Source organism: Planctomicrobium limosum, from assembly GCF_051465645.1.
Classification (GTDB): domain Bacteria; phylum Planctomycetota; class Planctomycetia; order Planctomycetales; family Planctomycetaceae; genus Planctomicrobium.
Genome location: NZ_CP195790.1, coordinates 838753 through 863385 on the forward strand (window position 1 = coordinate 838753; position 24633 = coordinate 863385).

17 protein-coding genes and 1 pseudogene are annotated in these 24633 nt (G+C 52.7%); 12 read left to right on the forward strand and 6 right to left on the reverse strand.

All coding sequences use genetic code 11. The features are described 5' to 3' along the window. Positions 1 to 32 precede the first annotated feature (32 nt). From sppA to SH527x_RS03075, 3 genes are all read left to right on the forward strand, one after another. Complete coding sequence (gene sppA / locus SH527x_RS03065) at positions 33 to 1850, forward strand: signal peptide peptidase SppA (protein WP_437193189.1); 1818 nt, start codon at positions 33 to 35, stop codon at positions 1848 to 1850. A 167-nt stretch (positions 1851 to 2017) separates the two neighbouring features. Beyond that, positions 2018 to 2305 (forward strand): YbeD family protein, encoded by a 288-nt coding sequence (locus tag SH527x_RS03070; RefSeq protein ID WP_437193190.1) that lies wholly within the window; start codon positions 2018 to 2020, stop codon positions 2303 to 2305. Positions 2306 to 2387: 82 nt separating this feature from the next. After that, on the forward strand, positions 2388 to 3503 hold the full coding sequence (locus tag SH527x_RS03075; RefSeq protein ID WP_437193191.1) for a PDZ domain-containing protein: 1116 nt from the start codon (positions 2388 to 2390) through the stop codon (positions 3501 to 3503). 106 nt (positions 3504 to 3609) lie between these two features. Here the strand turns inward: SH527x_RS03075 and SH527x_RS03080 are convergent, their stop codons facing one another. Further along, a complete protein-coding gene (locus tag SH527x_RS03080) occupies positions 3610 to 4431 on the reverse strand; it encodes a sugar phosphate isomerase/epimerase family protein (protein WP_437193192.1) in 822 nt (273 codons plus the stop codon). A 252-nt stretch (positions 4432 to 4683) separates the two neighbouring features. Here SH527x_RS03080 and fbaA point away from each other — a divergent pair, with 252 nt between their 5' ends. Beyond that, complete coding sequence (gene fbaA, locus SH527x_RS03085; protein ID WP_437193193.1) at positions 4684 to 5724, forward strand: class II fructose-bisphosphate aldolase; 1041 nt, start codon at positions 4684 to 4686, stop codon at positions 5722 to 5724. A 195-nt stretch (positions 5725 to 5919) separates the two neighbouring features. Here the strand turns inward: fbaA and SH527x_RS03090 are convergent, their stop codons facing one another. Further along, positions 5920 to 6855, reverse strand: a complete 936-nt coding sequence (locus SH527x_RS03090) for a UDP-glucuronic acid decarboxylase family protein (protein ID WP_437193194.1) — start codon at positions 6853 to 6855, stop codon at positions 5920 to 5922. Positions 6856 to 7485: 630 nt separating this feature from the next. Here SH527x_RS03090 and SH527x_RS03095 point away from each other — a divergent pair. The 4 genes and pseudogenes from SH527x_RS03095 to SH527x_RS03110 all read left to right on the forward strand — a co-directional run. Next, positions 7486 to 8100, forward strand: a pseudogene (locus tag SH527x_RS03095) (pseudouridine synthase); the annotation flags it as partial. Between the two features lie 100 nt (positions 8101 to 8200). Next, a complete protein-coding gene (locus SH527x_RS03100) occupies positions 8201 to 9469 on the forward strand; it encodes a hypothetical protein (RefSeq protein ID WP_437194668.1) in 1269 nt (422 codons plus the stop codon). 323 nt (positions 9470 to 9792) lie between these two features. Continuing rightward, positions 9793 to 11103, forward strand: a complete 1311-nt coding sequence (locus SH527x_RS03105; RefSeq protein WP_437193195.1) for a glucuronyl esterase domain-containing protein — start codon at positions 9793 to 9795, stop codon at positions 11101 to 11103. 286 nt (positions 11104 to 11389) lie between these two features. Beyond that, positions 11390 to 11935, forward strand: a complete 546-nt coding sequence (locus SH527x_RS03110; RefSeq protein WP_437193196.1) for a hypothetical protein — start codon at positions 11390 to 11392, stop codon at positions 11933 to 11935. Positions 11936 to 12024: 89 nt separating this feature from the next. On the opposite strand, the gene SH527x_RS03115 is transcribed toward SH527x_RS03110, so the two are convergent. Next, positions 12025 to 12894, reverse strand: a complete 870-nt coding sequence (locus tag SH527x_RS03115) for a universal stress protein (RefSeq protein ID WP_437193197.1) — start codon at positions 12892 to 12894, stop codon at positions 12025 to 12027. Positions 12895 to 13268: 374 nt separating this feature from the next. On the opposite strand from SH527x_RS03115, the gene SH527x_RS03120 reads away from it, so the two are divergent. Next, positions 13269 to 14087 carry an alpha/beta hydrolase family protein gene (locus SH527x_RS03120; RefSeq protein ID WP_437193198.1) on the forward strand — a complete coding sequence of 273 codons (819 nt, stop codon included), beginning with the start codon at positions 13269 to 13271 and terminating at the stop codon, positions 14085 to 14087. A 66-nt stretch (positions 14088 to 14153) separates the two neighbouring features. Here the strand turns inward: SH527x_RS03120 and SH527x_RS03125 are convergent, their stop codons facing one another. From SH527x_RS03125 to SH527x_RS03135, 3 genes are all read right to left on the reverse strand, one after another. Continuing rightward, positions 14154 to 17825 (reverse strand): efflux RND transporter permease subunit, encoded by a 3672-nt coding sequence (locus tag SH527x_RS03125; protein WP_437193199.1) that lies wholly within the window; start codon positions 17823 to 17825, stop codon positions 14154 to 14156. 221 nt (positions 17826 to 18046) lie between these two features. After that, complete coding sequence (locus tag SH527x_RS03130; protein WP_437193200.1) at positions 18047 to 19312, reverse strand: efflux RND transporter periplasmic adaptor subunit; 1266 nt, start codon at positions 19310 to 19312, stop codon at positions 18047 to 18049. Then, positions 19284 to 20018 carry a TetR/AcrR family transcriptional regulator gene (locus tag SH527x_RS03135; protein WP_437193201.1) on the reverse strand — a complete coding sequence of 245 codons (735 nt, stop codon included), beginning with the start codon at positions 20016 to 20018 and terminating at the stop codon, positions 19284 to 19286. The genes SH527x_RS03130 and SH527x_RS03135 overlap by 29 nt, the downstream gene beginning before the upstream one ends. Positions 20019 to 20389: 371 nt before the next feature. Between SH527x_RS03135 and SH527x_RS03140 the strand changes: the two genes are divergently transcribed. From SH527x_RS03140 to rsmH, 3 genes are all read left to right on the forward strand, one after another. Beyond that, positions 20390 to 21760, forward strand: a complete 1371-nt coding sequence (locus tag SH527x_RS03140) for a Gfo/Idh/MocA family protein (RefSeq protein WP_437193202.1) — start codon at positions 20390 to 20392, stop codon at positions 21758 to 21760. Positions 21761 to 21959: 199 nt separating this feature from the next. Next, positions 21960 to 23306 (forward strand): Gfo/Idh/MocA family protein, encoded by a 1347-nt coding sequence (locus tag SH527x_RS03145; protein ID WP_437193203.1) that lies wholly within the window; start codon positions 21960 to 21962, stop codon positions 23304 to 23306. 423 nt (positions 23307 to 23729) lie between these two features. After that, entirely contained in the window at positions 23730 to 24623 is an 894-nt protein-coding gene (gene rsmH, locus SH527x_RS03150; RefSeq protein ID WP_437193204.1) for a 16S rRNA (cytosine(1402)-N(4))-methyltransferase RsmH, read from the forward strand. Positions 24624 to 24633 lie beyond the last annotated feature (10 nt).

Sequence of the window (24633 nt, forward strand, 5' to 3'; positions counted from 1 at the left end):
AGGCCTCGAACTTGGCCAATGGAGATGGAAATATGGTTCGCCGGTATTTAGTCGCAGTTGCCGTTCTTGCTTTTGGATTCGCTTGGACGGGACAGGTTCGAGCTGAAGATGCAAAACCAGCTGCTCCTGATGTTGTCGCTGTTTTTGATCTGCATGGTGCCCTTTCTGAACAGAAAGCATCGGACGATCCCCTACTGGGCAGCATCGGCGGTGATTCCCTGCATTCTCTGGTCACCAGACTGAAAAAGGCTGAAACCGACGAAAAGGTTGCTGCGGTTGTCCTGCTGATCAACGGGTTTTCCGGCTCGACCGCACAGCTCGAAGAGCTGCATCAGACATTGACCAAGCTGCGAGAGAAGAAGCCGGTCTATGCTCATGCCGATTCGGTTTCGACACAAACTTACGTCCTGATGGCGGCCGCAAAACGAGTGAGCCTTTCTCCAACTGGCGATGCCTGGATCAACGGGCTTGCCATGGAAGGTGTGTACGTTCGCGGTTTGCTCGACATGCTCGGGGTTCAACCGGATTTTCTCACCTGCGGCACCCACAAGAGCGCTGCTGAGATGTTCATGCTGAAGGAAGCAAGTCCTGAGGCAATGGAGATGAAGAACTGGTTGCTCGACAGTCTTTATGAAAGTCTGCTGGCAAGGATCGCCAGCGGCCGCGGTGTCGAGAAGGATAAGGTAAAAACCTGGATTGACGACGGTCTGTATACAGCTGAATCTGCGCAGAAGGCAGGCCTGATTGATGCCGTTGAATCCCGTGAAGAATTGCTGGCCTTCCTGAAGACGACCCATGGGGCGGCGATCAAGCTTGATAAGACGTACGGAAAGAAGACTGCTGCTGACATCGATCTCGAGAACCCGTTTGCGATGATGCAGATCTGGGCGAAATTGCTCTCAGGGGCAAAGCCATCCAAGTCGACAAAGAACGCCATTGCGATCATGCACATTGACGGGCAGATCATGCTTGGCAAACGGGAAGCATCTCTCTTCGAAGATACTTCAGGTGCCTACAGCGAACAGGTTCGTAAAGCACTCGATAAGATTGCCGATGAGCCGCGAATTCGTGCTGTCGTCTTGCGTGTGAACTCACCGGGTGGATCCGCAACAGCCAGCGAAATTATGTTGAAAGCGGTTCGCCATGTTCAGAAAAGTAAACCGGTCATCGTTTCGATGGGGGGAATGGCCGCAAGCGGTGGGTACTATGTTTCCGCACGCGGGAATCACATTTTTGCTGACGCCACAACATTGACCGGCTCAATCGGAGTGGTCACCGGGAAACTGGCGACCAACAAGATGTGGAGTCGAGTCGGCGTGAACTTCGAGCAGAACAAGCGAGGTCAGCGTGCTGGCATGTTGACTTCCAGTCAGCCATGGACAGATTCAGAGAAAGCGGATCTGCAGAAGTGGATGGACGAGATCTACGGCGTTTTTAAAACTCACGTGACTGAAGGTCGCGAAGGGAAACTAAAGAAGCCAATCGATGAGATCGCTGGCGGACGAGTTTACACCGGTCAACAGGCTCTGGAACTGGGACTCGTCGACGAAATCGGGACTCTGGAAGACGCGATTGCCTATGCGGCAAAAAGTGTCGAACTGACCGATTATGAAATTCGGAGCTTCCCGGAACAGCATAACTTCTTCGAACAATTGCTGGTTGATATCGGGGAACAGAAGAAAAAGGATGACAAGCATTTGTCGGCAGGACTGTGGTCCGCTGTTGTTCCAGCGCTGCAAGGACTTGATCCACAACGCACCGCAATGGTGAAGGAAGCGATTCAACAACTCGAGTTCATTCAGACTGAGCGAGTAATGTTGACCTCTCCAGTGTTGCGGCTTGTCGACTAATTCAGTTGAATTTCTGCTCTTGTCGTCTGATCAGTCAGTACGAAAATGAGCGTGTTGATCCCCGAGCCAAGGCCATGTCACGCAGCGATTATTGAGCGAATTCTCGATACTCTCTGCGTGGCCTTTCGGGGCGGCTTTTCGAATCGTTTTTTCTTCGGTTAGTGAATATGCAGAACGGTCTCCCGACACTTGAGATTCTCGAAGCGAACCATTCGTTCCCATGTTCGTTCACCTTCAAGGTGATCGGAGTGGCAACTGAACAGTTCGCAGATTCAGTCCTTGTTGCAGTTAAGAAGCAGTTGGAGGGAGATTTTGAACCTGCCATCTCGTCGAAGGCAACTCCGTCTGGACGACACATTAGCGTCACTGTTGAACCTCAGGTGGCATCGGCTGCTCACATCCACGAGATCTATCGTGAATTGCAAAGCCTCGAAGGTCTCGTGATGCTCTTTTAGAGCACCAGGAGAAGTTGTCGACACGAAAGCGTGTGCTTGAGCAGACTGAATCCGCTTGTTGTTTCCGGTGAAAGTAACGCGAATGCGGAGCCTCCTCCTACTGACCATCTGCAGAGTGATGATGCTGTCTATGGCAGTGATCGTCGCAACGCGCCAGTCTGCAATGGGGGCAGAGAAAGCACCCCTTCAGCAAGATGCAGACATTGATCAGGTCCTGAATTCCGTTCTGAAACAGCTTACAGATCAGAAATTTGGCGTTCGAGTCGAAGGTCAAAAGCGGTTAAATCGAATTGCTGAAGCCACTCCAGCAGTATTAGTGAACGTGGCGGAACAGTCAGAGTTTGAGATTCAGGCTCGAATTGTTCGCGCACTTGAAACCGTGTTTCTCTCTCATTCCGGCGACGTGGCTGACAATGCAGAGAAAGTGCTGATGGCGCTTTCGCATTCGGATCTTGCCGTTGCGGACGACGCAAATTTGATCCTGATCGCCAATAGTCGACTACGCGAAGCCCGAGCAAGAAAGTCTTTGGAGAATCTGGGCTGCGTCTTTGCCTATGCCATCCCAATTGAATCGCGTGCCGGTTCGACTGCTCCAAGGGTGGGAGTGGGATTCGGTGAATTTGCAGTTTTACAGACGATTTTGCTCTCTGAGAAATGGTCAGGAACGACAGCCGAACTCTGGCACTTGCGCCGACTGACTCATCACCAGGGATTGATGATTTACACGTCGAAAAACAACGGGATCACGTTAGACGACCTCTTGCCGCTGCAGGTTGAACTTCCCGGCGCAACCATCACTGAAAGAGGCGGTGCCCTCGGAGTTCGCCCGAGCACGTTCACGACTTCGATGATTATCGAAGAAATTGTCGCTGATGGAGCCGCAGATAAGGCCGGGCTACGAATCAATGATGAAATTCTGATGTTGAATGAGGATCGGGTTCGAGATTTTTCAAATCTCGTTGAACTGCTTCTCGCCTACGCTCCCGGTGAAACGATTCAGATTCTGATTCGTCGAAATGGGGAAGAGATGCTGGTCCCGGTGAAACTCTCTTCCTGGAGGGACATTACACTGGGAGTGCCGCCGGTCGATCGGCCGGTCAGTGATTTCGTTGGACCATTGGGCGTCGCCCGCCCGATCGCCCCTGCTCTCCCTGAGAAACTTCGAATCCTCCCCCGACCACGATTTCAGCTGCAATAGAGCTTTCAGGACACATCATTTTTGAAGATGGCCTCTGATATAAAAGAAGGACCGGCCCTTGATTAGGACCAGTCCCCAGCTCAACTGAATCTGGATTTCGGGGGGATCAGGCTCGCAAACCAGCTTCGCGCATCAGGCGAGCAGTTTGTTCGTATGCCTCGCGGACCCATTCTTCCATCTTGTCTGGCTCTGGTGAGAACTCCAGTTCGATCGAAATGGTTCCGTCGATCTCAAGATCTTTGATGGCCTTCAGGTACGGAGGAAAATCGACAACGCCACGACCAGGTGGCAAGTCGCCATGTTTCTTTCCATCGCAGTCAGAAATGTGGACATGAATCGCCTTGTTCTTAAGCTTGGCGAGTTCTTCTGCCCCGACATTTGCCAGCAGAAGATGTGAAATGTCGATGTTTGCGGCCAGTGCCGGGTGTCCGACGTCATCAATGAATCGGGCCATGTTGTCGACATTGTTCAGCAGCGACTGATGGAACGGTTCGAGTTCCAGAGCGATTTTCACGCCCAGTTCTTCTGCGTAGTCCGCGAGTGCTCGGCAATTGTCGACGGCAATTTCCCATTGTTGTGCTGGCGGAATAATTTCCTGATTCCAGATGTACTCGCCGAGGACCAGCAGCAGATTTTCTGCCTCGTACTCATAAACAAGGTCGAGGTGTTCCCGAATACGATCGATATGGAACTGTTGTACGCTGAGATTGAAGTCAGAAAGTCCCAGTGCGACACAACAGAGCGAAACAATAGGCAAACCCTGCCGATCGCACTCGCGTTTGATCGCAATTCGCTCACGAACATCGATCTCCAGCGGATCAACCTGTAAATCAATACAGTCGAAACCGATTTCCTTCGTTTTCGCAATTCCCCAAGAGCGTGGATGGCCAGATTCAGCCCATGCGGAATTGATCAGTCCAAGTCGCATCAAGATTTCCTTGTCACATGTGAGGGAATTGGAGGTGACGAAATGTCGATCCGTATGATACCCGCGATTGAGAAAACGTGATACGCTCTGGCAGTGTTTCGCCAATTCTGGCGACCGCGCTCGGAGTGTGCTGGCGAAGGAAAATCGACGTCAGAGGCCGACACGACCGAAAAATACGGACGGGGGTCACTGCGTCCTGGTCAGAATTGCCACATCCAAACCGTTTGAGTTTTTGATCTCGGAGTTGATTTCATGCCAATTGCCACGCCTGCTCAGTACGCTGCTATGTTGGACGCTGCTCAGCGCGGAAACTACGCCTACCCGGCAGTCAACGTCACATCAATCGTGACCATCAATGCTGCTCTTAAAGCATTCTCGGATTCAAAATCAGACGGCATCATTCAGGTGTCAACTGGCGGTGGAAAATTCGCGAGCGGTTTGAATGTCGGTGATTCGACATTCGGTTGTATCGTTCTGGCAGAAGCTGCTCATCGTCTGGCTGAAAAGCACAACGTGCTGATCGCTTTGCACACAGACCACTGTCCACCGAAGGAAGTTGATACGTTCCTGAAGCCATTGATCAAAGCAACGGCTGAACGTCGTGCTGCTGGCAAAGGAAACCTGTTCCAGTCACACATGCTGGACGCTTCCAACCTGCCACTCGAAGAGAACATGAAGCTGTCTCAAGACCTGCTGAAGCTTTGTGCTGAACAGGAAATCATCCTCGAAGTCGAAGCCGGAGTTGTCGGCGGCGAAGAAGACGGTGCAGCCGGAGCGGAAATGGAACACGTTCCAGATTCGAAGCTCTACACAACTCCAGAAGACATGCTTGCAGTTTACGAAGCATTGAATGGCCACGGCCGTTACATGTTCGCTGCAACCTTCGGTAACGTGCACGGGCACTACAAGCCAGGTTCAGTGAAACTGCGTCCGGACATCCTGAAGCAAGGTCAGGATGCCGTCATTGCCAAGTACGGCAAAGATGCTGAGTTCGACCTCGTGTTCCACGGTGGTTCAGGGACTCCACGTCACGAACTGGAAGAAACTCTGGCTTACGGCGTCGTGAAGATGAACATCGACACCGACACCCAGTATGCATTCACTCGTCCAATCGCCGAGCACATGTTCCGTAACTATGACGGCGTGCTGAAGGTCGATGGCGAAGTCGGGAACAAGAAGGCTTACGACCCACGCGCTTACCTGAAGCTGGGCGAAGCTGGTGTTGCGAAGCGATTGATCGAAGCCTGCGAAGACTTGCATTCAAATGGCAAGACCATCTTCGGCAAAGTCTAGACCGTTTTGGTCTGACACGGGACCACGCGGTCCGCAGAAGAATAAAGCAGCCGGGGGCCAAATCAGGTCTCCCGGCTGTTTTTGTTTTGGTTAGGTCTTTTCTTTTAGTCAGGTCCATCAGTTCGCAGACCATCGACCAGGGGGCAGCGAATGCTGCTGAGTCGTTCGTGCGGTGCGACTCAATAGGGATTCGAACTAAAGACGCTGTGTCTCGCGGAAGAATTCGGTCATTCGTTCGAGGCCGGCTTTCAGGGAGACCTGAGGTTCCCAGTTCAGCAGTCCTTTGGCCTTGGTGATGTCTGGACAGCGTCGTTTTGGATCATCTTTCGGCAAGTCAACATACTTCAACTTGGACTTCGAGCCTGTCACGGCGAGAACGGCTTCGGCGAGTTCCAGCATCGTATTCTCGACCGGATTTCCGAGATTGACGGGGCCAATTTCAACATCCTGCTCCATCATGCGGATGAATCCTTCGATCAGATCGTCAACGTAGCAGAATGAGCGAGTCTGGGCTCCGTCGCCATAGATTGTCAGGTCCTCGCCCCGTAATGCCTGCATGAGAAAGTTGGAGACGACTCGTCCGTCATTCGGGTCCATGCGCGGGCCATATGTGTTGAAGATGCGAACGATTCGAACGTCAACTTTGTGAGCGATGTGGTAATTCACACACAGCGACTCTGCAACGCGCTTTCCTTCGTCGTAACAGCTGCGTGGCCCCAGTGGATTGACGTGGCCCCAGTAGTCTTCACGTTGAGGGTGGACTTCCGGATCTCCGTACACTTCAGACGTCGACGTATGAAGAATGCGTGCCTTACAGCGCTTAGCCAGCCCCAGCATATTGACCATCCCTAACGTCGAGGTTTTGATGGTTTTGATCGGGTTGTGCTGGTAAGCCACCGGAGAAGCGGGACAGGCGAGGTTGTAAATCAAGTCGGCTTCGACAACGAGCGGATAAACGATGTCGTGACGAATCACTTCAAAGTGAGGGTTTCCAATGAGATGCCGAATATTGTCTTTTCGGCCAGAGAAAAAGTTGTCAATGCAGATAACATCATGACCATCACGAAGCAGTCGGTCGCATAAATGGCTTCCCAGAAAACCTGCTCCGCCGGTCACTACAACAGTTGCCATCTTCCGTCTCACCCTGAGGAAACTCAATATTGATGTGCAGCCTTCCTGGCGCACTTGATGCGTGACTCATTTTAGAGCAGGTCAAATCTCGCCGTGCAAGGGAATTGGTCCGGCCGGAGCCAATTGCGGTGATTCTACTTGCATTCATCGACAATAAAGTCACTGCTCTGGCAGATTTGGCGACAGACTTTGCCATCGTTTGAGCCATGAAAGAGGGGACGGCTATATACTGACGGCGCACTGTCAGCTCACGGATGTTGTGTTCATCAAACAATCCCGTCAGGTGGAAACTCCCGAGCGACAGGTGAGGCGTTTCGCGATGCGGAACAGACGTTCGCGTCACAGAGGCGGAAGTTTCCTGTCCCGCCATGCTCTGAATTGGCCGAAAAACGGAAAATTTGGGAGGGATTTCGTACCGAGAGTCAATCTTCTCCTAAGAAATTCCTGCGGATAGGCGGACTTAGTGCGCACATGTCGGAATTGTCGCTATGATAATCGTTTGCTCCTGATTTTCGGTTTGGCACCTAATGTTGTGGCTGCCGTGGAGATTTGGGCGCTTTACTCAGCTGAATCTGTTGTCCAGTCATGACGCCATCGAACGAAGAAACACCTCCATCACCACCAAAGCCAATGCGTCTGCAGCGGTTCCTCGCCCAGTGTGGCCTGGGATCCCGCCGAGACTGTGAAGAACTGATCACATCAGGCCGAGTCGCGATTGACGGCAAAGCTGTTGACCAGCTGGGAACGACTGTCCAACCGGCATTGCAAGTCGTTTCACTCGATGGTGAGCGACTGAAGGTTGAGCGGAAGAAGTACTTCATGCTCAACAAACCCGCAGGCTATCTGTGTACCGCGGACGACCCGGAAGGCCGTCGCCTTGTGATCGATCTGTTCCCGACTGAGGGGCCACGCCTCTTTACTGTCGGACGACTGGACGAAAACACGACAGGTTTGATTCTGGTAACAAACGACGGCGATCTGACACAGAAGCTGGCACACCCGCGTTACCGAATTTTCCGTACATACGTCGCCCAGGTCGCCGGTCAACCGCGGCCTGAAGTGTACGAGCAGTTGCGTCAGGGATTGTTCTTCACTGAAGGTAAGTTTCGCGTTCACAGCGTGAAACCGATCAAGAAGGTGAAAGACAGCACTTGGGTTGAGATCGTGATGACCGAAGGGCAGAACCGCGAAATTCGCCGTCTGTTCGCTCGTGTTGGTCACAAGATCATGAAGCTGGAGCGTCAAGGCTACGGACCATTAAATTTGGGCCGGTTGAATCGTGGTGAATACCGCGAATTGACCCGGGACGAATTGGCATCATTACATGCTGTGCTGATTCGAAATCGTGCTGAAGAAGGCAAATTGCCTGCCCGTCGCCCGAGTCGGCCAACCGAATCGCGTGATGGTGGAGATCGAGCCCGATCCCCTAGAAGAGAAACCGAAGGTCGCGGGTCAGATCGCGAACGTCGACCACGCTCAGCTGAAGGCGATCGATTCGAAAGGCGAGATCGACCAACACGCAGTGGCGGCGATAGACCATCTCGCGGTGATCGTCCAGAACGCGGCGACCGCCCATTTGGTGACCGTCCGAACCGTGGCGACCGACCAGTTCGCAGCGGTGGAGACCGACCAACACGCGGGGACCGTCCAGAACGCGGTGACCGCCCATTTGGTGACCGTCCGAACCGTGGCGACCGACCAGTTCGCAGCGGTGGAGACCGACCAACACGCGGGGATCGTCCAGAACGTGGCGACCGCCCATTTGGTGACCGTCCGAACCGTGGCGACCGACCAGTTCGCAGCGGCGGAGATCGACCAACACGCGGGGATCGTCCAGAACGCGGTGACCGCCCATTTGGTGACCGTCCGAACCGTGGAGATCGACCAGTTCGCAGTGGTGGTGATCACCCAGCCCGTGGTGGTGACCGGCCTGTTCGTGGAGAACGATTCGAACGCAGCGACCGCCCAACCCGCGGGGATCGTCCAGAACGCGGTGACCGCCCCTTTGGTGATCGTCCGCCCCGTGGCGATCGTCCAGTTCGCAGTGGTGGTGATCACCCTGCCCGTGGCGGCGATCGGCCTGTTCGTGGAGAACGATTCGAACGCAGCGACCGTCCAACCCGCGGGGATCGTCCAGAACGTGGTGACCGCCCCTTTGGTGATCGTCCGCCCCGTGGCGAACGTCCAGTTCGCAGTGGTGGTGATCACCCTGCCCGTGGCGGTGATCGGCCTGTTCGTGGAGAACGATTCGAACGTAGCGACCGTCCAACCCGCGGCGATCGTCCAGAACGTGGTGAGCGTTCATTTGGTGATCGTCCATCACGTAGCGGTGGTGACCGACCAGAACGCAGAGATCGTCCCGATCGTGGTGTCGCCGGAGAACGAGGGAGTCGCGCTCCATCAGGACGAGGGAAAAGTTCCTTCTCTGACGGAGCTCCGCGCGAACGACATGTTCCTGGTAAACCAGCGGATCGCCGACCAGGTTCGGCCTCTGGAAGACGTCGTCCACCAAGCGGTGGCGGCAAGCGGCCAGGCGGAAAGCGATAAGCCCGGTCTGCCTTCGAGGGGCGCCACACTCGCATTAACTGCGATGCAGATGAAGCTGATGTGTTAGCAGCCTGAGAAGAGCGATCGAGTTATTTGTTCAAGATGATCGCTGGCAACTCCTGAATCGCAGAGATGGTTGCCATGCTCGAATTGAGACCGGCGTGTTGGAGGATCTCCTCTGACATGCCGGTCTTTTCATTTTGATTGAGCTGTCAGGTACGAAAGCCGATTCGAATTGTTTAGAGTGTGGTATCGAAAAACGCCTTCTCGTCATGAGATGAACGTTTTGAGTTGAGATCAATCTTCAAGGTGTGAACGAAGAGTTGCTTCGCATTCACACGGAGTTGTAATCGGAACAAGTTCTGCATCACGTCGAAGCGGGGAGTTTCAATGCTTTTGAATCGACTTCAGTTTGCTGCTGCTGCTGTGCTTTTTCTTTCCTCACAACAGAGCTTCGCAGCCCCCCCTCCAACCCATACGGATGAATTGAAGGTCCCGAAGTATACATTGCCGGACCCTCTGACTTTTGCGGATGGCACTCCTGTCAAGACCGCTGAAGATTGGATTCAGCGTCGTCGTCCGGAGCTTCTGGAAGCATTTGCAAGCATGGTTTACGGCCAGTCGCCGCCTACTCCCACTGAGGTGAAGTTTGAGGTCATCTCTCAGAAAGATGACGCAATCAACGGAAAGGCGATCCGTAAGGAAATCGCAATTACACTGGTTTCGGAACCGAAGCCTGTCGTAATGACCATGTTGCTTTATATTCCGAAATCGACCCCCAAAGCTCCTGTATTCTGGGGTCTGAACTTTCGCGGAAACCATTCCATCACAGCCGAAACGGATGTGCAGCTCAATCCAAACTGGGTGACATCGAATTCTCCCGGCGTTGTGGAGAATAAATCGACGGAAGAGTCTCGCGGAACCAGAACAAACCGCTGGCCGATCGAGATGATTCTGGATCGTGGGTTTGCACTGGCAACAGCTTACTATGGCGATATCGATCCCGATTTCGATGATGGATTTCAGAACGGAGTTCATTCGGGCTTTTATCGCGATGGTCAGACCAAACCTGCTGACCATGAATGGGGAACGATTGCAGGCTGGGCATGGGGATTAAGTCGCGGTCTCGATGTTCTGGAAAAGGAACCGTTGGTCGATGCAACCAAGGTGGCCGTGATTGGGCATTCACGACTGGGCAAAACTTCACTTTGGGCAGGGGCGGCTGATCCACGTTTCGCCATTGTCATCTCGAACAACTCCGGATGCGGCGGAGCGGCATTGAGTCGTCGGGCTTTCGGGGAAACCGTCGCCCGAATTAACTATGCATTTCCACATTGGTTCTGTACCAACTTCAAACGCTACGACAATCATGAAGAAGCGTTGCCTGTCGACCAGCATCAACTGGTGGCCTTGATCGCTCCTCGTCCGGTGTATGTTGCGAGTGCGACAGAAGATTTGTGGGCCGACCCGAAAGGGGAGTTTCTTTCTGCCCGATTTGCAGATCCTGTGTATCGACTTCTCGGAACCGATGGGTTTGGCGGAACAGTTGCACCGGAAGAATCCCCTGCTCCTGATCAACCTTTGAACTCCGGAACGATTGGATATCACCTGCGAACCGGAAAGCATGACATCAACGACTATGACTGGGGACAGTATCTCGACTTTGCTTCTCGTCACTACAAAGCAAGATCGAAAGAATAGTTTGGCTGATCGCAGTTGCAGAACTTGTTGCTGTACGACTGCCTGGCGTGGAACCTGAGTTGGCGAAGTTTCTTGCGAAGCCGGAACCTGCCAAAGTCTCGCCATAGCCGATTCAGAATCCTGTCGCTGTTTTTTGCTTCCAATTGATACTGGCAGTTGATGTTGTGGACGCGGGATTCCACATCGTCGCGGATTGCCTTACGATTCAGCGAGAGAGCGTTACTGACGTGACGGTCCTCGCTGAATTCTTAGTGAATCTGTACTCGGTCCCCGGAAACTCGCCCTCGTGAACTCGTTGCCCTCTGATTCTTCCAGAACGTTGACACCTGCTGCCCGAAAGTACCTGATCATTGATCAGGGACTGATCGCGATTGGTGCCAACTTCATTATCAACTATTTGATTGCCTGGTCGACGCATCGGGATGTTCCCATTGTGCCCATCGAAGGTAAGTTGAGTTTACTGGAAGACACAACAGCGACGTGCTTCCTCATGCCATTTATCGCCTGCTTAGTTGTCTCTCATCTGACTCGATTCGAGTTGCAGAAGGGACGCTTCCCACGGTTGCCTCCGTTTCGCTGGATGGCAATGCTCGGCGAATATTTCACTGCCAGCTACTATCCTCGTGCGGTGATTTTCGCTGTGATTGGAGGACTTGTCGTCGCTCCGCTGGCGGCAATGGCGATACGATCAAGCGGGCTTCAGCCGCTTCCGTTATCGCAATTCCTCATTCTGAAAGGAGCTCTCGCGAGTCTGTATGGAATTGTTCTCTGTCCGCTCTTTTCCTGGATGGCGATGCATACTCCTGATATTTCCAACGGGAAGTATCGATAGACCAAAAGGCCGCTTTCAGAAAAGATGGGTGACCACGAAGCGGCTTCATTGTAAATGTTTTTGCGAATCGCGATCAGTTCTGAACGAGTCTAAGCGTTGCCGTCGAACCGGACTGGTTGATTGAAGTCGTGCGTTCGAACAAGCAGCAGAGAGCTTTGTTGTTCCGACAGCGTTTCAGCAAACTGAGGGATTGAGTCCTGCATCACGGGGCCGTTGGGCCAACTCGTCACCACCAACGATGCTGCATGTTCCTGGACCGCTTTAAGAATTGCATCCTCGGGCGTTCCTTCCGTGACGTAGAGTCGGGTGCCCTTGTCGATTGTGCGGAAGTCCGTTCCAAACAGCCGATCCATCAGAGTCGCTTCTGCAAGCTGAACACTCTGCGCGTCGGGCTGCTCTGGTAACGCATGGACTACGAGCAATCTCGATTGAAACTGCTGGGCGAGGTTCACCGCTGTGCGTAGTGCTTGCTCGCCGACTGGCTCCAGATCGTCATAGACGACGAAGCAAGGAATCTCTTTGTTGAATGCGTCTGGCGTGGCGAGCCAAAGGTCATTTCGTGATGTTTCGAACAGGTCTGCAACCTGATCTTCTTTTTGCACTCTCAACAGGTCAGGGATGCCGAGTACCACGACTTCAATCGGAGCGGGTTGGCCGGGCGGAACCATCACTGCCGGGTTTGATTCATGAATCACGGCGGCGGACAGTTTGACACCAAGGTCTGCAAGTTCAGACTCGATTGCGGAATGCAGATCCTGAACCGGAGAGTATTCACTTGGAATCTCTTCGACATCTTCCGGGAGTGGAGCAAAGTCTGAGTTCAGCATCGTGACGAGGTACACAGATGACAGAGAATGAGACGCCAGCAATCCTCCTTGTTCGATTGCAGCTCTTGTTCCCTCAGTCCAGCCTGACCCGTTCATGGCACTTTGAATGAGAATCGTTTTCTTTTTAGCCATGACCTGCAGTACCTTCATCCTGATCCAGGTGTGAACACGAGTTGTTTGAGCAGGACAATTCTTAATTGTTGACGCGGAGGACATCGGTGGTTCGTCCCCAGTCAACACTTCTCAAAACTCCGTTCAAATCATCTTATTGAAGCGTATCGCCAATGCAAGATCTTGAGCCAGGTGATCGACAACTGTTCTGATGAACCCTTTTCATGCGATCGTTTGAGTTTGTTTGCGATTGTGGGATTGTTTTGGCTGCAGTATTCGTTCAGAAGTGGAATTCATGACTCGATCTGGTTGCTGACACGCGTGACTTCCGACTCAAACCGCATTTCAATATGGGTTTGAGCAATCATTGGTTCTGTTGGAAAAACGGAGAGAAAATGCGGCAAGCTTTTTACATGATGGTTGTCTGTCTTGCTGTCTCCGTTGTGAACGCCGCTGAGCCACAACCCGGCGTTCCTGAAGATGTCGCGTTTCAGGCTAAAGTAGACGGTACTGAGCAACGCTATGTGTTGATTCGCCCTGAAACTACTGAGGAAGGCCCCAGAGATGTGCTCATCGCTCTTCATGGACATGGAAGTGATCGGTGGCAGTTCATTCAGGGTGATCGAGGGGAGGTTCAAGGAGCAAAAGAGTTCGCCAGACGTCATCAGTTGATTTATGTCTCACCTGATTACCGCGCCAAAACGTCATGGATGGGGCCGAAGGCAGAAGCGGACCTTGTTCAGATCATTGGTGAACTCAAGGCGAGGTTTCCGGTCCGTCGAGTCTTTCTCTGCGGTGGCTCAATGGGTGGAACCTCCGCTTTAACGTTCGCGGCTTTACATCCCAACCTGATCGCTGGTGTCGTCTCACTGAACGGGACGGCCAATCATCTGGAATACGACAACTTTCAGGAGGCGATCTCTGAATCGTTTGGCGGGACGAAGATTCAGATTCCTGCCGAGTATAAGAAGCGAAGTGCGGAGTACTGGCCAGAGAACTTCACCATGCCAGTCAGCGTGACAACGGGCGGCAAGGATACGATCGTTCCACCCGAGAGCGTTTTGCGACTGGCTGGCGTTCTGAAACAACTGGGGCGGCCGGTCTTACTCATCCACCGGAAAGATGGAGGACATTCCACTAACTTCGAGGATACGCTTGCCGCTCTGGAATTCGTCTATCAGAACGCGAATATGGCTGGGGGCAACGGACGTTAGTTTCATCGCTCCAAATCGGCTCTGTTACCGACCCTGATCGGGTTGGGAGATCGACAAAGATGGGTTTTAGTGCCCAGGTCGTGGAAGATTTGCGTACTCAGGTGGCGGGCCATCATGTGCGAATTCCCCGGGGGCCGACCATTTGATCAACTTGAAATCTTCAACAAACAAGACGTAGAAGACCGGGACAACGACTTTGGTGACTAATGTGGCGACGAGCAGTCCGATGATCTGTACATAGCAAAGAGGTTCCCATAACGGTCCCCCCTTCACTGCAAGCGGAATGAGACCGCCAACGGTTGCCAGCACTGTGACCAGTACTGGGCGCAGGCGCACTAACGCCGCATCAATGACCGCTCGACGCAGTGGTTCGCCACGTTCATGGGCTTCTTCGATATACTCGAACAGCACGATCACGTGACTGATAATGACTCCGATCAGGGAGGACACACCGAGTAGCGCGAAGAAGCCAAGCGGGACACCAAAGATAATCAATCCCATCAACCCGCCAATCATCCCGAATGGCACGGCTGCAAAGACCACAAGCGGCTTTGTCAGACTGTTGAACTGCAGAATCAAGGCGAGGTAGATCGCGAAGACCGAGACAATCATCGAAATATAAAGCGAGCCGAAGCCTTTGAGTTGTTCTTCCTTCTCGCCACCAACCTGGAAGCGGTATCCCGGCGGCCAATCTTTTGTGGCGGTTGCCAGTTTCTGCTCTACGAATGTATAGACATCACTGGAAAGGAGTCCGGTTGCGACATCGCATTTGATTGTCATGCAGCGTTCGTTGTCGCGACGTGAAATCTTTGGGGAAATCAGTTCCGGTTCAAATGAGCTGATCTGCATCAGTGGCACTCGCGCCCCGGACTGACTGCCGATTACACTCATGCCTTGCAGCGTTTCGATGTCTGTTCGTTCTTCCGGGCGAAGGCGGAAGGAGATCGGGATCAGGTGGTCTCCTTCACGAATCGATGTTGCTGTGTATCCAGACAATGATGCATTCATCAGTCTGGCAACATCTTCATGAGAGACTCCGCTGACATTGGCGCGATCGGGATCGACCTTCAGGCGAATTCGCAGGTATTCAGGGTCCCAGTCATCATGAATATTCTCTGTGCCGGGCATCTCACGCATGAAGCCTTTGATCTGCTCACCCAGTCGTCGCATTGTGGCGATATCGGTTCCAAGAAGGCGGAACTGAACGGGGACACCGATCGGAGGACCGGATTCCAATGGCTGTACGTGAACACGTGCAACACCCATCTGAGGCGGCAGACCGACCTTCAGCTTTTCTGCAACCTCATATGTGTGTCGCTTGTTCAGCGTGTGGACCATGATCTGCGCATAGCTCGTGGCTGGTTGCTCAGGGACAATTGAGAGCCAGAAACGTGGCCCACCGGCGCCGATGAATGTGGTGTAAGAATCGATTTCCTTCCCTGCGATCTGGTCGATCTTCTCGATCGTGCTCAACGCTTCCTGCTGAGTTGCGTGAATTGACGTTCCTTCCGGAAGGTAAAGATTCACTGTGAAGGCAGAGTGTAAATCTTTCGGAAAGAGATTCGTTCCGATTAACGGCAACAAGCTGGCCCCAGCGATCAACGTCAGAAAGCAGACGGTCAGCGAAGCCCATTTATGATTCATACATGCTTCAGAAAATCCATTATAAAATCTGGCGAAACGTGACCCCTTTCCATCTGCAGAGAGTCCGGCCTCCATTCCGTGCTGCCCTTTGAGCAGGTAATACCCAAGGAAGGGAATGAACGTCATCGAGACAATTCGGCTTGCGATCAGAGACGCAGCAACAACAACTGGCAGGGACCAGATGAATTCCCCGACTCCACCGGAGACGACAAGCAATGGCATAAATGCAGCACAGTTTGTGACCGTGGCATACATGATTGCACGGGAGAGTTTTTGAGGGCCCAACCAGGAGGCAACGTCTCGTGGAACGCCATGTGCCATTTCCCGGTTGATCGCGTCACCTGCGACAACGGGATCGTCAACAAGCAGCCCCAGAGCAATAATCAAGGCGGCAATCGAAATCTGCTGAAGGTCGACGCCCAGCATGACGCACATCATGAATGTCATGGCGAGTGTAATCGGAATCGACAGGGCAATGATTAACGCACTTCGCCACTCCATAAACAACAGCGAGACGAACACGACGATGATGACCGCTTCGATCAAACATTCGATGAACTCGTGAATCTTGAAGCCGACTCGTTCCGGTTCATCACTGGTTCGTTCAATCCATAGGTCGTCAGGGATCACGCCAGAGAGTGATGCAAGAGCCTTGTTGATCTCCTGGCTGAAGTCCTCAATCTGCGTTCCTTTTCTCTGTCGCACTGCGAGAGTGATCGCTCTTTGCGTCCAGAGTTGACTTGCATCGTTGTCTGAGACAGGCGTTCTTTCTTTGTGTGGGTCGGTTTGAACCGGAAGAGTAAATGCGAGCGATGTCGGACGATTTTCTTCAGTGAACTTGTGAGTGCGGAAGTTCAGAGTTCGTGGTGAATCTTCGTACCCACGAGCGATATCGACGAGGTCACTCATGTAGAGCGGAGTGCCGTTGCGGACTTCCACGACGACGTTGCCAATCTCTCGCTCGCTGAGAAACTTGCCGCTGGGTTTGATTGCAAGATTCTGATCAGGTAACTCAATCGCCCCGCCCGGCAATGTGCTGTTACGCTCCTGTAGGCGTTGCGCTAGCTTTGTCAGGTCGATTCCATAAGGGGTGAGACGATGATTGCTGAAGTAGACGTCGATGCGCTCACCAACGACTCCAAGCTGCTCGATCTTCCCGATCTTCGTTGACTGTCTCAGGCGATCCTGAATCGTGTCGGCAAAGCGGCGCATCTCCTCGTGACTGTACCGTGCGATGCCACCGGGAGAGGCCTGGCATTGAGTCTTCAATTGGGATTCGATTTGACTCGGATCCTGTACGAGAATTCCAGGCCAGACATCAGGGTGACGCAGCGCCATTCGGGCGTCCTGCCACGGGAGCAGAAGGCTCTTGATTGCGTCAAAGTCCGCGTTCTCAGCCACCTGAAAGTCAATCGCCATCGCCCCGGGTAAGACAATGGAGATCCCGTCCTGAATGAGCCCCTTCTCTTCGAGCGTGAGGAGACATTTCTTCCCAAGGCGTTCGACGAGAATGGAATCGATTGTTGTCGGGTAAACAACAATTGAGCTATACCGGTTTGACTGAAAGCTGCTCGGGCGGCTTGCTCGCTGCTGCTCGATATGGTGAGTCAGCTCGTTTCCCCGTTGTTTCACTTCGATATCAGTGACCGGAGGGCTGGTAAGAGTCAACATGACCGCGACGGTATCGCCGAAGTCCTTATCGAGAATCGGCTTGACCATGACTCCGCCGATCGTGGGCAGGTCAGTCATCGATGCGAGTTTGTTGTCCAAATCCTGCCAGATGGCTTCTGCATTCTTCGTGGTGTCGTAGAGATCGACGAAGACTGCGGAAAGACCTTCCCGATTCGTTGACCGGACATGCTCAACCGCGGGATTTTCCGAAAGCTTTTTCTCGATGCGACGACTGACTTCCTGTTCGACTTCAATGGGGTCCGCACCGGGATAACTGGTCATGACCAGACCGCTGCGAATTTGAATGACAGGGTCCTGACGTTGCGGCATGGCCAGGTAAGAGGCATACCCTGCAGCGAGTGTGAACACCAGCAGAATGAGAGCGATCGGACGTTTATAAACGAAGTACTGAGAAATAGTCATAGGGGCTCAGACTGAGACCAGACAGGTCTGTCACGCGGCGGGGCTTCAATCTTTTGCGTAGTCTGTTGTTCTGTGAACAGCAGGCCGCGTTGAAGAGAAAATCGATGTCACGCGTGTCAGTGATTGTCAGTTTGACCTTGAAGCGTATTGAAGTTGAAGAAGTGTTCGAGCGGCTTACTCTGGTTGTCGCGATCGCGGATCTCAACTCATGAATTCATCTGCTATTGAATCACATGAACGACTTCCCCGTCCCTTAAACGATGGACACCAGTGAAGACGATTTCATCCCCGAGTCGGAGTGCAGGATTTTCTCCTTCAGGCAACTGAATTGCTGCTCGATTGTCAAAGACCCCACGGATCTCGACTGGGATTCGATGAATCACGGTCTGGCCTGCATCGCGAGTGATCTTAAAGACACCGGGGCGTTCGGATTCAATCGGAGTGATTGCTGTTAATGGAACCAGAATCGCCGATTGGTTCTTGCGGAAATTGACTGTGGCAACCATTCCCGGCCGCAAATCGCCGGGGGCATCAATACGCACTTCGATTGGATAGGAGCGAGTCTGCTCGTTCGCGGTCGTGCCAATCTTGTGGATGACTCCTTCAAATCGTTCGCCGGACAACCCACTGGCTGTGACTTCAATGACATCGCCAAATCGAATCTGCGATAGCATGGAGTCCTGCACTGCGAAGTTCACGACGACGCTAGAAATGTCGTGTACTGTGAATACCACCTGCCCTGCGGGAACACGTTGGTGTGTATCGACTGATCGCGTCGCGATTGTCGTTTCTGGAAACGGCGCAGTCAGTGTGCAGTAAGAGAGATTCTCTTCGGCCTGTTTCAGTTGAATTCGAGATGCGGAAATTTCACGTTCCGCGACATCAATCGCTGCGAGCGTTGAGATCTGGCGTGCTTTTGCTGCTTCGAGCGATGCTTGGGAGACGGCCTGATCTGCTTTGAGCTTTAACGCCCGATTATATGCGGACTGAGCTTCCTCTGAATCAGCATGGGCCTGTTTCAAACGTGCCATGGAAACACTCAGACGCTCTGCAGCAACGTCTCGTTCCCGTTGATAATCTGCGGTATCGAGTTGGGCGATGACTTCTCCACTCGCGAACTGATCCCCTTCATGGGCATCGCGAAGTTGGCCTGCTGCCCCGTAGACCTGATGCAGACTCTGCACCGTTCCGCCGACTCGGAATGAGAGTTCCGCTTTACGCAGTGCTGCGACGACACCACTGAATTGAATCCCGGAGGTGACTTCGGTTTCCACCAGTTTCATCGATTTGACAGAAAGCGGTGTTCGCTCTGGAATCTCAACTGCATGAGATTCTGCGAGCCGCGCCATGCCTGTTCTCGCGATGAGAATGACAGGAATTGACAATCCAACGACCATGATCCCGATCGCTGACTTTCGACTCTTCGACCATAATCGGCCGAAAAACGTGTCGCTTGATTCAGTTTGAGTTGCCGACGTTGTCGTCATCAGCCAGAACCTCTTGCATCACAACTTTGGTTGTCTTTGAATAATCAAAATCTGAGGAGAGCTGCTTCCAGTTCAGGCCATCGAGAAAAATATTCACATTGTCAAAAAGGTGGGGAGCACGGGATGTCACTCCAATTTGTTTCAGAATGCTGGAATAGTTCTGAAGCCCGAAGTGCCCGCCCATGGCGATGCAAAACAGGCCAAAGACGACCTTCTCAGGGGTCCAGTTTCCGGAGAGCACCAGTTCTTTTGTCTTCACCGCTTCCGTAATCGGCTTCAGGACGATGCGCAGAATTTCCTGTTCAAGTTCCTGCAGTCGTTCTCTGCGTTCCGGGGAGGCCTTCTCGTCGAGATTGGCCATTCGGATGATCAGCTCGCAGCGGAAAAAGTGCGAGTGTCGCTCGGCAAAAAGTTCATCTGCCGTAACGAGAGCGAAGGCTCGCTCACGCGTTGATCCAGAGTACTCTGCGGCTCTGGAAAAGAGTTCGACACGTTTTTCACAGCTTTGAATTGCCAGGGCGGCGACCAGATCTTCTTTCGAAGAGAAATGCTGGTAGATCGTCCCCTTTGAATACTCGGTGGCGTCTGCAAGGCGATCAAGGCTGAGATGCGAAAATCCCTGCTCTACCAGCATTGACCGAGCAATCCCGAGAAGCATTTGCCCTCGGTTTTGAATCTCGCGTTGTTTTCTGGTGACAGTGCTCATTTCACCATAATTGACGGATCGTCAAAAAATGTCAATCCGTCAATTTACCTCTCGGAGACACTTCATGAAAGATTCTGTTGGAATGTCGATTGCATTGAACGTTGTTTGAGAATGGAAGAGTTTTGATGGCAGAATTTCTTCGTGATTCTCTTGGTTAGAAAGACAATTTGAGCCGACAAGCAGAAACAGGAAGAGCCTCAGGGTAAAAGTATTTTAAGATGTTGATGTGTTTTGCTATCTTGTTGTAACGGTGTTTAAGGAAGCATTGCTGGCAGACATTTGGCGATGATGAGTCACTCACTTGATGGCAACGTTCCGGCGCCCTCAGTGAGCGGATGTGAATTCAGTACTACTGTAGAAAGTCCAACTTCATGAATAGCCGTCATTTGACATCGCGACGACAGTTCCTGCAAAGTGTTGCTGCTTTGGGGACTGCAAGTATTCTGTTGCCATCGTCCGGCAGAGCCTTCGGCTATCAGTCACCCAACGATCGTCCCGTTTTTGCGACGATCGGGATGCGAAATCAAGGGTGGGCAATTACCAGTAAGTCCTTCCAGTTCGCTGACTTCGCGGCCATTGGAGATATCGATGCCAATATCCTCGGCACCTATGTCGAGAAGGTCGAAAAGTCACAGGGAAAGAAGCCGGACGGATACGCGGATTACCGCAAGATTCTCGATCGAAAAGATATCGATGCGGTCATGATCGCGACTCCGGATCACTGGCATACCAAGATCGCTGTCGAAGCGATGTATGCCGGGAAAGATGTCTACTGTGAGAAGCCTTTGACTTTGACAATCGATGAAGGAAAGCTCATCGAGAAAGTGGTCAAGGAAACCGGAAAGGTGTTTCAGGTCGGGACCATGCAGCGGACCGAATCTGATCAACGATTCCTGCTGGCAATTGCAATGATTCGACATGGGCGAATCGGCAAAGTGACCAAGGTCACTTGTGGAATCAACGGGATGGAACCGTCTCCTGTGATTCCGGAAGCCCCTGTCCCAGAAGGACTCGACTGGGATGTGTGGCTGGGACCGGCTCCGAAGGTGCCATATCGTGCGCTCCCGGAACTGCGTCACGGATACGGCGGCGGCGTTCCGTTGTACAGCAACTGCCATTATTCATTCCGACACTGGCATGAGTACTCCGGAGGAAAGTTGACTGACTGGGGGGCTCATCATGTCGACATTGCCTGTTGGGCGCTCGGGGCGACGGACACTGGACCAAGCAAGATCTCACCGGTCGAGTACAAGTTGCCAGTTGCATACAAAGATGGCAACCCACTTGTTCATGATCAGTACAACGCTGCGACCGAGTTCCGGATTCGGGTGGACATGCCGAATGACGTGGAAATGATCATTACCAGTGGTGGCGACAACGGGCTTCTTTTTGAGGGAACCGAAGGACGCTTCTTTGTGAATCGTGGCAAGATCGCAGGCAAGCCGTTTGAAGATCTGAAAGAAAAGCCATTGCCAGATGGTGCGATCGAAGAGATCTATGGTGGCAAGGTAAGTAAGAATCACACTGCCAACTTCATTGAATCGATGCAGTCTCGCAAGCAGCCGATTTCCGACGTCTGGTCGCACAACCGGATGCTGGAGATCTGCCATCTTTCCAATATTGCGATGCGTCTTGGTCGTGACTTGAACTGGGATCCAGTGAAACGCGAAATCGTCGGAGACCAGCAGGCGAACTCGTTCCTGGGCCGCGAAAGCCGCAAGGGATACGAGATCAATATGTAAACGGTCGATGCTGAGGCATCATGAGCGTTCGTAAGTCGAGGCGAGATGGCAATCGACAGTCATCTCGCCTTTTTCCTGTCGAAGTGGCGAGTTCGTGACCACTTCCACGGTCAAACCGGTCGAGTCAAAGTCATGCCTTGGGAACGCAAATCCCGGGCAGCAGTCTCCATTGCTGAATTATCACTGAGAAAGGATGAACATGAAGTTACGTCAAACATCTCGTCGTGGGTTTCTGCAAGCATCATTAGGGGCCGGTGTCGCACTGATGGCGACTCCTCGTCTCTCAAGGGCGAGTTCGGCAAACGGCAAACTGAATGTGGCATTTATTGGTGTGGGAGGTCGTGGAGGCGGCAATCTTGCAACGATTGCAGCTGACCCGAATGTTCACGTTGTTTCTTTGTGCGATGTGAATCGGACCAATCTGCAGAATGCAGCTCAGAAGTATTCAGACGCCAGAACGTATGTCGATTTCCGAGAACTCTATACAAAGATCGATGACGTTGATGCGGTCGTCGTCAGCACAGCCGAACATACTCACGCGTTCGCAACGATGCCTGCTCTGAAAGCTGGCAAGCACGTCTACTGCGAAAAGCCACTGACGCATAATGTCTTTGAATCCCGGGCGATCTCTGATGCGGCAGCAAAGGCCAAGGTCGCCACTCAGATGGGGACGCAGATTCATGGGATGCCGAACTATCGGCGCGTTGTTGAACTGATCCAGACTGGAGCGATCGGACCCGTTCGTGAAGCTCATGTCTGGGTGAATCGGGCTTGGGGATTGCAGTCAGAAGCGGACGCGAAGAAGAATGGCGACATCGTGTATGTCGCAGATCGTCCTGCTCAGGCGATGACACCACCTCCTGAATTGGAGTGGGATCTCTGGTTGGGCCCAGCTCCAGAACGTCCGTATAACGACGTCTACTTCCCCGGTCCAAAATGGTACCGTTGGTGGGATTTTGGAAGTGGCACGATGTCGGATCTGGGAAGCCACTGGAACGACTTACCGTTCTGGGCATTGAATCTCGATGCTCCAAAGACAATCGAAGCGTTCGGGCCACCTCCACATCCAGAGTTGGCGCCAGCTTCAATGTCTGCGAAGTATGAATACGGCCCGCGCGGAAATATGCCAGCCTGTACTTTGACCTGGTATCAGGGATCGCATCAACCTGAGATTCTGAAGTCAGGCAAGATTCCTCAATGGGGAAGCGGCGTCCTCTTTATTGGGGATGATGGAATGCTTCTTTCGGATTACGGAAGGCACCTCCTGCTTCCAGAGGACAAGTTCAAGGAATTCAAACGCCCTGCTCCATTCATTCAGGATTCACCGGGGCATCATCAAGAGTGGCTGGCAGCCTGCCGGACCGGTTCACCGACAGGCAGTCCGTTTTCGTATGGTGGACGTTTGACCGAGGCGAACCATCTTGGAAACGTGGCCTATCGTGTCGGTAAGAAGCTGACTTGGGACTATGACAACATGAAAGCCGTGAATTGCCCAGAAGCCGACAAATATTTGCGGCGGGAACCACGTGCTGGCTGGTCACTGTAAGCTGATTGCACACAGAAACTGAGCGCAGTTGATCATCAGTGATTGAGCGTTGTCATGGCTCATTTGAACTGTGGCGGCGATACTCTGAAAATCAAAAGCCCGAGCTTCATAAAGAGGCTCGGGCTTTTTTGTTGCCTGCATTCCCCCGCCTCATCAAAAGTGACGAGGGATGTGATGTGGCAATTTCTTGGAAATGGGTCATGTCGCAGAGTGAGGAGCGGTAGTGATTTAGGACGGATTCCTTCCGGATTCATGTTCTCAGGAAAGTGATCTTTTGGAAAACGGGGAAATCTCCTAAAAAACGCTCAAGTGGAAGCTCTGGTTTGCCGGTGACTTCGCTTTGAGACTCACGCAATTCCCACCAGTCACTGAATTATTGATCGATTCTGATCAATAAGAATCCCTCCAGTACGGATAAGTCCTATGTCGTCACCACGGACGGTGCACGTCCCTGTGATGCTTCGCGAAGTTCTTGCTCACATGGAATTCGAGCAAGGGCTGACGATCGTTGATGGTACCGTTGGTGCTGGGGGGCACAGTCAGCAGATTCTGAAGAAAATGGACCCGACCAGTCGATTGATTGGTCTGGATCGTGACCCGGCGATGCTGGCTCGCGCAGGACAGGTTCTTCAGGATCCACGCGTCGAATTAAAACAAGCAAGTTACGCAGATCTCGCGCAAGTTCTGGATGAGGCCGGAATCAGTAAGGTTGATCGAATTCTCCTCGACTTGGGGCTCTCATCGGATCAGCTCGCTGATGAAGATCGCGGTTTCGGCTTTGATACAAGTGCTCCGCTGGATATGCGGTTCGACACCTCTGCTGGTGTCCCTGTCGCCGAGCTGCTTGCCACTGCTGATGCCGAAGAATTGGAATTCATCCTGCGTGAGTACGGAGAAGAGACAGAGTCTCGCCGACTCGCTGCGGAGATCATCGCACAGCGTCAGCGTGGCGGGATTCGACTTGCTTCGGAACTGAAGGCACTCATTGAACGGGTTCTCGGAGTTCCTAAAGGGAAATCTCACCCTGCGACTCGAATCTTTCAGGCGTTTCGCATTGCCGTGAATCGCGAATTGGAACAGTTGGAAACGTTTCTGAATCAGGTTCTTCCAGAACGTCTCAGTGTTGGCGGAAGAGCTTTGATTATTACCTTTCACTCATTGGAAGATCGCCTGGTGAAACAGGCGTTTCGTGAGACGGACAAATGGGAAATCCTCACTCGAAAACCTCTGGTCGCGACCCCGTCCGAGGTACGCTGGAATCCACGTTCAAGGTCCGCAAAGCTCCGAGTCGCACAACGGCTCGGGACGCCCAATTGAGCAGCCCTGT

Coding starts and splice junctions, on each gene's coding strand:
- SH527x_RS03130 (WP_437193200.1), bottom strand. CDS start 19,312: ATGACGACAACGTCGGCAACTCAAACTGAATCAAGCGACACGTTTTTC.
- SH527x_RS03140 (WP_437193202.1), top strand. CDS start 20,390: ATGAATAGCCGTCATTTGACATCGCGACGACAGTTCCTGCAAAGTGTT.
- SH527x_RS03125 (WP_437193199.1), bottom strand. CDS start 17,825: ATGACTATTTCTCAGTACTTCGTTTATAAACGTCCGATCGCTCTCATT.
- SH527x_RS03090 (WP_437193194.1), bottom strand. CDS start 6,855: ATGGCAACTGTTGTAGTGACCGGCGGAGCAGGTTTTCTGGGAAGCCAT.
- SH527x_RS03120 (WP_437193198.1), top strand. CDS start 13,269: ATGCGGCAAGCTTTTTACATGATGGTTGTCTGTCTTGCTGTCTCCGTT.
- SH527x_RS03105 (WP_437193195.1), top strand. CDS start 9,793: ATGCTTTTGAATCGACTTCAGTTTGCTGCTGCTGCTGTGCTTTTTCTT.
- SH527x_RS03135 (WP_437193201.1), bottom strand. CDS start 20,018: ATGAGCACTGTCACCAGAAAACAACGCGAGATTCAAAACCGAGGGCAA.
- fbaA (WP_437193193.1), top strand. CDS start 4,684: ATGCCAATTGCCACGCCTGCTCAGTACGCTGCTATGTTGGACGCTGCT.
- SH527x_RS03145 (WP_437193203.1), top strand. CDS start 21,960: ATGAAGTTACGTCAAACATCTCGTCGTGGGTTTCTGCAAGCATCATTA.
- SH527x_RS03115 (WP_437193197.1), bottom strand. CDS start 12,894: ATGGCTAAAAAGAAAACGATTCTCATTCAAAGTGCCATGAACGGGTCA.
- SH527x_RS03070 (WP_437193190.1), top strand. CDS start 2,018: ATGCAGAACGGTCTCCCGACACTTGAGATTCTCGAAGCGAACCATTCG.
- SH527x_RS03075 (WP_437193191.1), top strand. CDS start 2,388: ATGCGGAGCCTCCTCCTACTGACCATCTGCAGAGTGATGATGCTGTCT.
- sppA (WP_437193189.1), top strand. CDS start 33: ATGGTTCGCCGGTATTTAGTCGCAGTTGCCGTTCTTGCTTTTGGATTC.
- SH527x_RS03080 (WP_437193192.1), bottom strand. CDS start 4,431: ATGCGACTTGGACTGATCAATTCCGCATGGGCTGAATCTGGCCATCCA.
- rsmH (WP_437193204.1), top strand. CDS start 23,730: ATGTCGTCACCACGGACGGTGCACGTCCCTGTGATGCTTCGCGAAGTT.